This is a genomic window from Lactobacillus sp. N54.MGS-719 (assembly GCF_000980505.1).
In the GTDB taxonomy this organism is placed as follows: domain Bacteria; phylum Bacillota; class Bacilli; order Lactobacillales; family Lactobacillaceae; genus Lactobacillus; species Lactobacillus amylovorus.
This window is the reverse complement of sequence record NZ_LARO01000047.1, coordinates 1-12,031: the sequence shown is the minus strand read 5'-3', so window position 1 is coordinate 12,031 and position 12,031 is coordinate 1. Positions and strand designations below refer to the sequence as shown.

General features: G+C 39.5%; 14 protein-coding genes. 13 read left to right on the top strand and 1 reads right to left on the bottom strand.

Annotated elements, in window-relative coordinates; all coding sequences use genetic code 11:
* Window positions 1-416: 416 nt before the first annotated feature.
* From WS44_RS07745 to WS44_RS07720, 6 genes are all read left to right on the top strand, one after another.
* Window positions 417-647: a hypothetical protein gene (locus WS44_RS07745; protein ID WP_236945312.1), complete on the top strand. Its 231-nt coding sequence runs from the start codon at window positions 417-419 to the stop codon at window positions 645-647.
* Window positions 648-683: 36 nt separating this feature from the next.
* A complete protein-coding gene (locus tag WS44_RS07740) occupies window positions 684-1,580 on the top strand; it encodes an ABC transporter ATP-binding protein (protein ID WP_013642482.1) in 897 nt (298 codons plus the stop codon).
* Window positions 1,573-2,787, top strand: a complete 1,215-nt coding sequence (locus tag WS44_RS07735) for an ABC transporter permease (RefSeq protein WP_046433917.1) — start codon at window positions 1,573-1,575, stop codon at window positions 2,785-2,787. The genes WS44_RS07740 and WS44_RS07735 overlap by 8 nt, the downstream gene beginning before the upstream one ends.
* 307 nt (window positions 2,788-3,094) lie before the next feature.
* Window positions 3,095-3,850, top strand: a complete 756-nt coding sequence (locus WS44_RS07730) for a DeoR/GlpR family DNA-binding transcription regulator (RefSeq protein ID WP_046433915.1) — start codon at window positions 3,095-3,097, stop codon at window positions 3,848-3,850.
* Between the two features lies 1 nt (window position 3,851).
* Complete coding sequence (gene pfkB / locus WS44_RS07725; RefSeq protein ID WP_046433913.1) at window positions 3,852-4,766, top strand: 1-phosphofructokinase; 915 nt, start codon at window positions 3,852-3,854, stop codon at window positions 4,764-4,766.
* 23 nt (window positions 4,767-4,789) lie between these two features.
* Window positions 4,790-6,793: a fructose-specific PTS transporter subunit EIIC gene (locus tag WS44_RS07720; protein ID WP_046433912.1), complete on the top strand. Its 2,004-nt coding sequence runs from the start codon at window positions 4,790-4,792 to the stop codon at window positions 6,791-6,793.
* 117 nt (window positions 6,794-6,910) lie between these two features.
* Here WS44_RS07720 and WS44_RS10090 read toward each other — a convergent pair whose 3' ends face one another.
* Window positions 6,911-7,222 (bottom strand): hypothetical protein, encoded by a 312-nt coding sequence (locus tag WS44_RS10090; protein ID WP_013642478.1) that lies wholly within the window; start codon window positions 7,220-7,222, stop codon window positions 6,911-6,913.
* A 122-nt stretch (window positions 7,223-7,344) separates the two neighbouring features.
* On the opposite strand from WS44_RS10090, the gene WS44_RS07710 reads away from it, so the two are divergent.
* The 7 genes from WS44_RS07710 to WS44_RS07680 form a co-directional block, all read left to right on the top strand.
* Window positions 7,345-7,623 carry a metalloregulator ArsR/SmtB family transcription factor gene (locus WS44_RS07710; protein ID WP_013438654.1) on the top strand — a complete coding sequence of 93 codons (279 nt, stop codon included), beginning with the start codon at window positions 7,345-7,347 and terminating at the stop codon, window positions 7,621-7,623.
* Window positions 7,624-7,863: 240 nt separating this feature from the next.
* Complete coding sequence (locus WS44_RS07705) at window positions 7,864-8,754, top strand: zinc ABC transporter substrate-binding protein (RefSeq protein ID WP_013438653.1); 891 nt, start codon at window positions 7,864-7,866, stop codon at window positions 8,752-8,754.
* A 34-nt stretch (window positions 8,755-8,788) separates the two neighbouring features.
* Entirely contained in the window at window positions 8,789-9,436 is a 648-nt protein-coding gene (locus WS44_RS07700) for an ATP-binding cassette domain-containing protein (protein WP_013642477.1), read from the top strand.
* Window positions 9,436-10,230, top strand: a complete 795-nt coding sequence (locus WS44_RS07695; RefSeq protein WP_013642476.1) for a metal ABC transporter permease — start codon at window positions 9,436-9,438, stop codon at window positions 10,228-10,230. The genes WS44_RS07700 and WS44_RS07695 overlap by 1 nt, the downstream gene beginning before the upstream one ends.
* Window positions 10,231-10,330: 100 nt before the next feature.
* On the top strand, window positions 10,331-10,624 hold the full coding sequence (locus tag WS44_RS07690) for a hypothetical protein (RefSeq protein WP_013642475.1): 294 nt from the start codon (window positions 10,331-10,333) through the stop codon (window positions 10,622-10,624).
* 67 nt (window positions 10,625-10,691) lie between these two features.
* Window positions 10,692-10,982, top strand: a complete 291-nt coding sequence (locus WS44_RS07685; protein WP_162467432.1) for a hypothetical protein — start codon at window positions 10,692-10,694, stop codon at window positions 10,980-10,982.
* 620 nt (window positions 10,983-11,602) lie between these two features.
* A partial coding sequence (locus WS44_RS07680) for a GTP-binding protein (RefSeq protein WP_046433911.1) occupies window positions 11,603-12,031 on the top strand: 429 nt, incomplete at its 3' end.

Below are 12,031 nucleotides of genomic sequence, written 5' to 3'. Positions count from 1 at the left end.
TACAGGAGTAGTGGTTGCTGCTGCTGGTGTAGTGATTACTTTAGTAACCAATTGGGGGTCAGTTGATATTGTAAAAACAATTTTTTCAACCGATACTTTATGGCAGTTCTTTGACGGTGTACTTCTAGGTCTAATAACCATTAGATAAAAAGCCGAGGGGATAGATAATGTTGGAAAAAGCTAAAAAAATTTACTGGAGCTGCGATTTTTTCTGTTATTGCACTAATTGTCGCAATTTTTAGTATTACTGGTAATGGTACAACTTGAAAATTATGTACCGTTATTGTTATCTTGTTGATCTGGGTAGGCTATACAATTATCAGATATTTTAAGCTTAAAGCAGAAAATGATAGCGACAATTATTAGTATATGTACCACATAATTCCCATAGCAGAAGTTAAAAAGAAATGAATGCCATGAAAAATACTGTTATTTCTATAATTATGATAATTGTTATAGTAATTGCACTATGTTGGTTAGTTACTATTCCCCAGGTAATGCGGAACAAAACATCAGATGGTTATCAACTGATAAAATTTACCAGAAAATCTACTAAGGTATATCCTCATTTTTGGCAAGTATATTGGCGGCAAGCACTGCTGAATATTTTGGATGTGCTTGCATTCTTTGGCGATAATTATTCTTAGATATTCAATCAATATCAAAAAAGTTGAGGAAAAATTATGTTAAAAATAGAACACCTAAATAAAAGCTTCGGGTCAACACAGGTTTTGTTTGATGTTAGCTTCAATGTGTCAGATGGGCGTATTCTTGGACTGGTTGGTAAAAATGGGTCGGGTAAGTCGACGATCTTTCATAGTATTTTGAAATTCGTTGATTATGACGGTCAGATTAGTATTGATGGACATTCTTTCAACGCTAAAGATTATGACAATATTGGCTATCTGCCTGAAGAGCGAAGTTTGATGCCTAAGTTAACTATTTCAGATCAGGTAGTGTTTTTAGCTAGTCTTAAAGGGATGCCAGCTAAAAAGGTAAAAGAAGAATTGCCTGATTGGTTATCACGTTTGGCTGTTAAAGGGATCCCCATGGATAAGATTAAGTCTTTGTCTAAAGGTAACCAACAAAAAGTACAGATGATTGCGACTTTAATTCATCAACCTAAATTGATTATTTTAGATGAACCATTCAGTGGACTAGATCCTGTTAATGTTGATCTAATGAAGCAGCTGATTTTGGAAGAAAAAAGAAAAGGCGCTACAATCATTTTTTCTGATCATGATATGCGTAACGTGGAAGAACTGTGCGATGACGTCGTAATGATCAATGATGGGCATATCGTCTTGAATGGCCCAGTAAATGAAATTAAGAACAGCTTTGGCCTAACTCGAATTTTTGTCAGGACAGACAAAAATGCTACTGAATTATCAGCCTTACTAGGTGTAAAAGATATAATTTTGCAAAACAATGGAATGAAGCTGCTTATTCTTGCAGACGAAAAATATGGTAAGGATATTTTTAACCAACTTTCGGCCGGTCAATATATCCAGACTTTTGACCAGGAACCTCCAACTTTAGACGAGATTTTCAAAATGAAAGCAGGTGCGCGTCATGAATAAGATCTGGCTTGTCGCAAAAGAAACCTATCGTAGAGAAGTGAAAACCTGGTCATATTTGCTGATGATTTTAGCACCGTTTCTGCTCGTCTTCTTTTCATTTGTTATCGGAATGGTATCAGCTGGCGGTAGTGATGACAACTATGTCGGGGTAGTTACTTCTAATTCTGCCTTAAAGCAAGCAATTAAAAAGTCAGAAGATTTTGACAACTATAGCACTGAAGCTAAGGCTAAAAAGGCGTATAAAGATGAAGATATCGATGGCTATGTTTTAATTGAACAAAAGAATAATCAATTAGCTGCAACTTACTATAGTGATGAAAAAATGGACAGTGATCTAAAATCAGAGCTGCTAACGAGCCTAAACACCGCCCAGCAACAATTGAATTTAAGTAAGGCCAAGCTAACGACAAAACAGACTCAGTCTTTAGCTACGCGGGCGCAATTTAAGCAACAAGTTAAGCATGTTGAGAAGAAGAGCTTTGACAATGATCCTGTTAAGCAAATTTCCTTCTGGGTTTTGCTGATTATCTTGTACATGCTTGTGATCACTTATACGCAAGTAACAGCACAAGATATCGCTACGGAGAAGGGTACCAAGATAATGGAAGTAATTTTTTCGAGTATGCCAGGTGGCGATTATTTCACTGGGAAGATTTTAGGTATTTTTGGTGAAATTATTACCCAAGTGTTAATTTATGTTGTTGGTTTTGTGGCAGTTTATTGTGCGGCCCCATACATCGATGGCTTTAGCGATTTATTTAGACAGTATAAGCCGATGATTGATCAAGCAATTGGCAATCTGGCTTCTTGGGGATTGATGTTTACGATAATCGGCTTGGTATTGTTTATTATCTTTGCAGCTTTCTGTGGCGCTTTGGTTGCTAAAAGCGAGAATGCCAACAAAGCGGTGGGACCACTATCTACATTGATGTTGATCGGGTTCTTGTTCACAGTCAATATGCAATCAGGTGGGGATACGATTTTTGCTAAAGTATTATCGTACATCCCGTTTCTATCATCATTTGTAATGCCAACTAGAGTAATTATGGGGAACGCAACTAATTTAGAGGCAGCTATCTCTGCTTTAATTGCTTTAGCCGCTACAGTAGCGTCATTTATCTGGATTAGAAAAATCTATCCAAACTTGATTTTGCAAACAGATGATGTCGGCCCATGGCAAAACTTTAAGCGTAGCTTGAGAGGCTAGACAAAATATATTTAATAGTAAAACGCGCTGAATCAATAATGATTCGGCGTGTTTTGCTTTTGCAAGGTTAATAGATCTTTGGTTCTCTTTCTTAGTCATCTTTGCGGATTCTTAGTCAAATAGAGTAAAATGACTAAGAATAATTCAAAATGACGAAGAAAAGATGTCGTTTCAAGCAAAAAGCGACATCTTTTTTGCATATAAATGAATTTTATTGAACGATAATAAATAAAAATGACGCTTTTTGAAGAAAAATGATTGATTTTGGAAGAGAAAGCGAATACAATATTTATCGAGGTGAGAAATAATGCTGACACAAGAACGCCAAAGCTTAATTGAAGATTACGTTAATCAGCACGAATTGTGCCGCGTTAGCGAGTTATGCGATTTAACTGATACATCTGAATCAACTATCCGTCGTGATCTGATTCAAATGGAGAAGAATGGCATCCTCAAGCGAGTTCATGGCGGTGTCCAATCAGTAAAGAATTTCTCGCGCGATGTTTCCCAGAACGTCCGCTTTAGTTTGAATCATGAAGTGAAGATTTCTATTGCTAAATACGCAGCAGAACACTTCGTTCACCAAGGTGATAACGTCTTTATCGATGCAGGAACAACAACCTATGAGATGGTTCCATTTCTAGCTGATATTCCTAACGTAAAGATCATCACCAACGGAGTTGAAACGGCGTTATGCAGTTTAAATCATGGAATCAAGACTTTCCTAATCGGTGGCGAGGTCAAAGACGACACGCATGCCGTGATTGGTCAAACTGCTTTGAGTCAAATTAAGGCGATGAATTTCTCAGCTAGTTTTGTCGGAGCTAACGGAATCGAAGCCAATGGCAATTTAACCACGCCAGATCCCGAAGAAGCCGCAGTCAAGACAGCCGAGATTAAGCAAGCTAGACATGCTTATGTTTTAGCCGATAACACTAAGATTGGTGAACGGAACTTTGCCGTATTCGCTAATACTAAAGACGTTGTTGTGGTAACAAATAAGCTTAAACCAAGTCAAAAAAAGGCATTACCTGCCGATATAAACCTAGAGGAGGCAAAATAGGATGATTTACACAGTAACTGTTAACCCGGCTCTTGACTATGTTCTTCAATTAGAAAAAGTCAACCGCGGGGAAGTTAACAGAACTAACAATGATTCATTTTTAGCAGGGGGTAAAGGAATTAACGTTTCTCAAATCCTTAACCAATTGAACGTTGACAACACTGCATGGGGCTTCGTTGGTGGCTTCACCGGTAAGGAATTGGTTCGTCAATTGAACCAAAAGAGAATCGAAAGTGACTTCGTTACTATTTCAGACAACACTCGTGTGAATGTTAAGATCCACGCAGAAAAGGAAACTGAAATTAACGCAGCTGGTCCAAACATTACTGACCAAGAAATCACTGCTTTCAAGGATCGTTTGAACGACTTGAAGAAGGGTGACATCGTAGTAATGAGTGGTTCACTTACTCCAAGTCTTCCAACTGATTTCTACCAATCACTTCTTCCAACTATTAAGGAAGCTGGCGCTGAATTCGTAGTTGATACTACTGGTCAAGCTCTTCTTGATACCTTGGAATACAAGCCATTAGTAATTAAACCAAACCACCACGAATTAGCTGACTTGTTCGGCGTAACTTTTGATTCAAGCGATGTAATGCTTGAATACGCACAAAAGTTGCTTGACAAGGGTGCTCAAAACGTAATGGTTTCAATGGCCGGCGAAGGTGGCTTTCTCTTGACTCAAGACCACGTATACCACGCCAAGGGTGCTGTTGGTACTGCTGTTAACTCAGTTGGTGCCGGCGACTCAATGATTGCTGGTTTCGTTGGTACTTACTACAAGACTGGCGATCCTAAGGAAGGCTTCAGAATTGGTATGGCTTGTGGTGCTGCTACTGCCTTTACTAAGGACATCGCAGTTAAGAGCCAAATCGATGCAGTATTGCCACAAATTAAGGTTGAACAAATTTCTTAATTTTTAAATGAGAGGAATGAAATATGAGAATTAAGGATATTTTAAGCCCTGAATCCATGATTATGGAGCTTAAGGCTACCAACAAAGAAGATGCCATTAAAGAAATGGCAGACCTTGAAGTTGCAACCGATATCGTTAATGACGAAGATGCATTTATCAAGTCCATCTGGGACCGTGAAAATGAATCAACTACTGGTATCGGTGGCGGAATTGCGATGCCGCACGCACGTAACAAGTCAATCAACAAGGCTCGTGTATTGTTTGCCAAGAGTAAGGAAGGTATTGACTACAACTCACTTGATGGTCAACCAGTTCACTTATTCTTTATGATTACTGCACCAGCCGGTGCTGATAACACTCACCTTCAAGCTTTAGCAAAACTTTCAGGTTTGTTAATTGATCCAGACTTAGTTGAAAAATTAAAGGCTACTAAGACTCCTGAAGAAGTTATCGATCTTTTCGAAAAGGCCGAAGCTAAGAAGGATGAAGAAGACAAGAAGGCAGCTGAAGCTAAGAAGGCTAAGGAAGCTGCTAAGGCAGAAGGTAAGAACGACGATGACGACAACAAGCCATTAATCGTTGGTGTTACTGCATGTATTAACGGTATTGCCCACACTTACATGGCTCAAGAAGCCTTGATTAAGGAAGGTAAGAAGCGCGGCATCGAAGTTAGAATCGAAACTAACGGTTCTGAAGGTGTTAAGGACAAGCTTACTCCTGACGAAATCAAGCGTGCTAAGGGTGTAATTATTGCATCTGATAAGAAAGTTGACATGCCACGTTTTGACGGCAAGCCTTTAGTTAACCGTCCAGTTGTTGATGGTATCAACAAGCCAGGCGAATTGATCGATGACATTATGGATGGCAAGGCAGATGTTTACCACGCAAGTGCATCTGACAAGTCAGAAGAATCATCATCAAGCACTGAAAAGCCAGGCGTATGGGTAGGTATTTACAAGAACTTAATGAACGGTATTAGCCACATGCTTCCATTCGTTATCGGTGGTGGTATCTTAATGGCTATCTCCTTCATCGTAGAAAACTACGGTGGTGGTGCAAAGACTCCTGCATTTATCTTCTTGAACAACGCAGGTAACTTAGCCTTCGCCTTCATGGTTCCAGTTCTTTCAGCTTACATCGCTGAATCAATCGGTGACTTGCCAGCATTGATGCCAGGTTTCGTTGGTGGTTACATGGCTTCTATTGCTAACGGTCAATTCCAAGTTAACGTTCAAGCTCACGCAACTTCACCAGCTGGATTCTTAGGTGGTATTGCCGCTGGTTTCATCGCTGGTTACTTAATGGTTGGCTTGAAGAAGTTATTTGCTAACTTACCTCACTCAGTTGAAGGTATGAAGCCAATGTTGTTCTACCCAATTTTGGGATTGCTCTTCATTGCAGCAATTATGTTCTACATCATTAACCCAATCTTCAGTGGGATCAACTTTGCAATTACCCACTTCTTGAACAGCATGGGTACTGGTAACTTAGTACTTCTTACTACTATCTTGGCAGGTATGATGTCAATCGATATGGGTGGTCCTTTCAATAAGGCTGCATATGTCTTTGCATCAGGTGCATTTGCTAACGACCCACACTCAACTACTGCTGCTATCTTAATGGCTGCCGTAATGGTTGGTGGTATGGTTCCTCCATTTGCTACTGCTATTGGTACTACATTCTTCAAGAACAAGTACACTCAAGAAGAACGTCGTGCAGGTGTATCTAACTGGGTATTAGGATTCTCATTCATTACTGAAGGTGCTATTCCATTTGCCGCAGCTGACCCAGGTCGTGTAATTCCATCATGTATCATCGGTTCAGCCGTTGGTGGTGCCTTAGTTGGTTTGTGGCACGTTGGTGTCCCAGCTCCTCACGGTGGTCTGTGGGTATCATCACTTGCTGGTAACATCGGTGGTCCAAGCCATATCTTGTTCTACTTCTTAGCAACTATCATTGGTTCAATCGTAGCCGGTTTAATCATGAGTTTCTGGAAGAAGAACATTAAAGAAGATCCTAACGAATAATATTATTAGAAAAAATATATAAAATAAATAGTTAAATAATCTAAGTTATTATATATTTTTAACAAAAAGTGTAAAAAACGTATTATAATAAAAGCATCTTGATGATCTCTACTTAAATCAGGATACTCTGTTATGTTTTGCGCTACCCGAGTGGGTAGCGTTTTTTGTTGTCAAATCTAAAAGGACACCCTCGTGCGAGAGCGTCCTTTCTTTATCGTCGATAATCGTGATCAGGGCTATGTCGTCAAGCGATAAAGCAATTGCGTCCTTATCGTCGTAAACGAGTAATTGATTGGAATTGCCGTTGGTTAAGACGAAGTCTTTAAGTTCTTTGGTAAAGTCATTTTCTTGATGAACTTGTGCTTGGACAAATTCATTTTTTTGGGATTGATTAGTAGTTTGAATTTCATCTTTATCGCTTCCTTTCACTAAGAAGTATACGGTAATTGACGATAGATTACTTGTTTTCCAAGGTTATCGGTTGAAAAGGGCAGATAATCGGTAAAATAAAGATTATAATAGATTAAGACTAACGATAGGTGGAAAAGAAATTGAACGATCAGATTATTCGAATTACTAGAGCGCTGAATCATCCAATTCGTATTCAAATTCTTTATTATTTGAATGACCACAAGGAAAGCAGCGTGAATAACTTAGTCAAACAATTCGACGTCAGCCAGCCGGCAATTTCACGGCATCTAAGAATTTTAGAAGAAGCAAGATTGGTAAAAAGCAAGCGCGTCAAGCAAGAGAAGTACTATCAATTGTTTGACAACCACATCATTAAGATTCTGGATGTTTTGAGACAACACGCTAATGGTGAGTTTTAGTTTGACAAGCATATAAAAATATGTTTATATAATGATGTAATTCTAGAAAAAGCATTTAAATTATTTCAGCAAATTTTTTAAAGACTTAAATAAAAGCGATAGCATCAGGGTTAATGAACCTTGGTGCTATTTGTCTATCTGTAAATATATTGACACACCATAAAATCTAGCTTATGCTTACTTTAAATCAGAAAACTTGCTGAAATTCTGATTTAAATGCTTTTTTGTTATGGAGGTTTTATGCAAAAATCTAGAATTACAAAACATATTTTTATTTTGGGCTTACTGAGTGTAGTGATGCTACTGCTTTCTGCATGCTCAAGTAGCCAAAAGTCTACAAGTAGTGATAAGGTATCGATCGTTGCGTCTACTAACGTTTATGCCGATATTGCCAAAAATGTGGCAGGCAAGTACGGAAACGTGCAAGCTGTGATCAAGAACAGCGCAACTGATCCGCACGATTTCGAACCAACTACGGCTGATGCCAAGGAATTATCCAAGGCCAACATTATTGTGGCAAACGGCCTAGGCTACGATGACTGGATGAATAAATTAGCTAGTTCAGTTAACAAAAAGCCAGTTTTAGTGGGTGAAGATTTGATGCACCTTAAGAAGGGTGACAACCCCCATATTTGGTACAATTTAGATATGCCAACTAAGTACGTGAACTATTTAGTTAAGCGCTTGTCCAAGTTGCAACCAAGTCATGCGGCTTACTTTAAGGCTAATGGTAAAAAATACCTAGCAAAGATTGCGCAAATTAAGCAGCTTGCTAAATCAGGCAAAAAGGACGGCAAGCCAGTTTACGTTAGTGAGCCTGTCTTTGACTATGCCTTGCAAGAAGCCGGCTACAAAATCGGTGACAAGGACTTTGAAAAAGCCGTGCAAAATGGTACTGATCCCAGTCCTAAGACTATCAACAAAATGACTAAAGAAATTGAAGATAAGAAGATCGCTTTCTTCGTTAATAACACGCAAGCAAGCAGTTCAACTGTGAAGACTTTTGTTAAATTGGCCAAAAAGAACAATGTGCCAGTGCTCAGCGTGCGCGAAACAATTCCGAACAACACAACTTACTTGGATTGGATGAAAGAAAATTATCAGAATTTAGCTAATATTAGTAAGCAATAAATGAGCTAATTTAGCGAGTAAAGGGGATGCTAAATTGATCTTAGATGTGAATGACCTTTCAATGAGATTTGATACAAAGACCGTCTTTCAAGATTTGAATTTCAAGCTTGAAGATGGTTCAATGACTGCTCTGCTTGGTCCAAACGGAACAGGAAAAACTACTTTGATTAAGATTTTGATGGGGATGCTTATACCAACAGGCGGTAGCTATAAATTCTCATCAGACGTCAAGCTTGGCTATGTTCCACAATTTAGAAATATTGACTCAGAATATCCTCTTTCAATTCGTGCCTTTATCGAATTGAACGCTCCACTTTTTAAGACTAAAAAAGTAAAAGAGCAAATCGATCGTCAAATTACTGAGACGCATTTGGACAAAATTCAAAATACGCGCATGGGTGAAGCTTCAGGTGGGCAAAAACAACGTGCCTACTTGGCGCAAGCGCTACTCGACCGTCCTAACATGATTATCCTGGATGAAGCGACAGCGAGCCTGGATCCGGCTGCTAAGGAAGAATTAATGGGCCTGATCAAACACTTGAATCAGGAACACAAGATTACTGTGCTATTTGTAACGCACGATATACCGCTGGCTAAAAAGTACATGAGCGATTATCTGTACTTAAACAAGGGGACGATCAGACAAGGAAAGATGAAAGACTTTAAGGAGGATTTTGAATGATGTTTCAATATGAATTCATGCGTTATGCCTTCTTAGCAAGTACTTTTATTGCGATCACCTGTGGTGTGGTTGGCGTGTACGTTGTAGCGCGTAGTTATGCGTTCTTAGCTCACACCTTGTCAGAAATCGGTTTTGCCGGTGCTGCCTTTGCGGTGTTTATCGGTATTGCGCCGTTATGGGGGATGCTTTTGTTCACCTTGCTTGGTGCGATCAGTGTTGGCGAATTGTCCATGCACAGCGATCAAAAGGAATCATCAATTAGTGCGATTTCAGCACTATTTATTGGACTAGGCGTTTTATTCCTGGCGATTTCTGGTTCCAATAGCCGTTACGCTACGAACATCTTGTTCGGTAGTATCATCGGTGTAGATCGACAAGGTGTAACCCAATTGGTTATCTTGTCCGTCATCGTTTTGTTGATGATCCTTTTGTTGCAACGGAGTTTGAACTTCGATTCCTTTGACCATATCGGCGCTGCTGCGCACGGTATTCATACCGGTTTTGTTGGCATCGTCTTCTTGGTTGCAATGGCTATGTCTGTTGCAATTGGTGCGCAGATCGTTGGTTCATTGCTAGTATTCATTTTGTTAACACTGCCATCATCGACAGCGCGTTATATCGGTAAAACGATCCCCGCAATGATCGGCTGGTCAATCGGCTTTGCCTTAATCGGTGTATGGGCCGGACTTTACTTGGGCTTTATTACTAACTGGCCAGTTACCTTCTTCATTGCTACGATTGAAGTTGTGATTTACTTGGTTGCTTACATGGTTCACGTCATTAAGCACCGTTAAAAAATAGAATCAAAATTATCAAAACGCATTAAGGAACGATTTTCCTTGATGCGTTTTTTGGTGCTAAAATCGAAACTGTTTGATAAGAGGGAGATCTTGAATGAAAAAGTGGATTGCGATAATTGTAGCAAGTATCGCGGGAAGCTTCAGTACTTCTGCTTACACGAGCTACTACATCAACAATACGGATAAAATTGGGGTTCAACCAGGTGGTGCCAACTTAGGGTTAGATGGTCCTAAGAAATATAAGTCTAAGGCCGAATTGATTAAAAAGTATGCACCTTACAAGAATGACGTTGACCAAATTTTGCAAGGCTTGGAATACAACAAGGCACAAATGAAACAAATTTCTAAAAAATTGAATAAACAAGCAGAAGAGGAAACCAACAAGTAAAATGAATAAAGTAAGAAAAATCTGTCTAATCATAGTTGCTTGCGTTTTAGTGGTTGCAGCAGGAGTCATGGTATATCTCACTGTTCAAAGTGGAAAATCATCGAACTCTGCTTCTGAAGTTGCCACAAGTAAAACTGTAAGCAAAAATAAGCATAAAGGTTCAAGCACTAGTTCTTCATCTTTATCACAATCATCAAGTAGCGAAGAAAGCAGCAGTGATGATCAAAGCAGTAAATTTGCGCAATCAGGTTGGAGCAGTGATCAAGAAGCCCAACTTGCAAGCTTCATGAACCGATTTGGTACCAAAATGAAGCAAATGCTCATGTACGGTAAAGAAGCAAGCAACCGAAAACAATAGATAGACCGCCAGCACTACACTATTCCGAACCAAAGACCAAAAGATAAGCATTTTGAGAAAATCTAAACTTTTGGATTTTCCTACAATGCCGACTACGGCGGAATCCCTCCCACTCCTTATATATTTCTTTCTGTATACATTGAATTTGTATTTAGTAAAATGCAGACAACACCACGGATCGGCTTTTGGCTGGACAATTCCAACCAAACACCGCAGCAGACAGTAGAAACCATTCTGAACGTTAGGAAGCCGGTATGATTGTTACATATAAGGGGAAGAAAAATTTCTTTTAGATACTTGTTTTCCTAAAACTGATGTGATATAATAATTCAATTCCAGAAAAGGAGTAAAAAATATGCGGCAAGGTATTCTTAAATAAAACTATAATCAAATAGTGGGAACAAAGGATTATGATAGTCCCTTTTGTAGGGGCTTAGTTTTTTGTACCCAATTTAAGAATACTTTTGCCTTATCAATTTTGACATATCCCCAAAAACAGCACTCACAAACAGGTGTATGCTGTATATGTGTATGTCCGCAAATTATCATCCCCAGTGGTAAAAGTATTTTACTGCTGGGGATTTTTATGCCCTTCGGGGCAGTAAAGGGAGGACAATCACATGAAAATAATCAATATTGGAATTCTTGCCCATGTAGACGCTGGAAAGACGACCTTGACGGAGAGCCTGCTATATGCCAGCGGAGCCATTTCAGAACCGGGGAGCGTCGAAAAAGGGACAACGAGGACGGACACCATGTTTTTGGAGCGGCAGCGTGGGATTACCATTCAAGCGGCAGTCACTTCCTTCCAGTGGCACAGATGTAAAGTTAACATTGTGGATACGCCCGGCCACATGGATTTTTTGGCGGAGGTGTACCGCTCTTTGGCTGTTTTAGATGGGGCCATCTTGGTGATCTCCGCTAAAGATGGCGTGCAGGCCCAGACCCGTATTCTGTTCCATGCCCTGCGGAAAATGAACATTCCCACCGTTATCTTTATCAACAAGATCGACCAGGCTGGCGTTGATTTGCAGAGCGTGGTTCAGTCT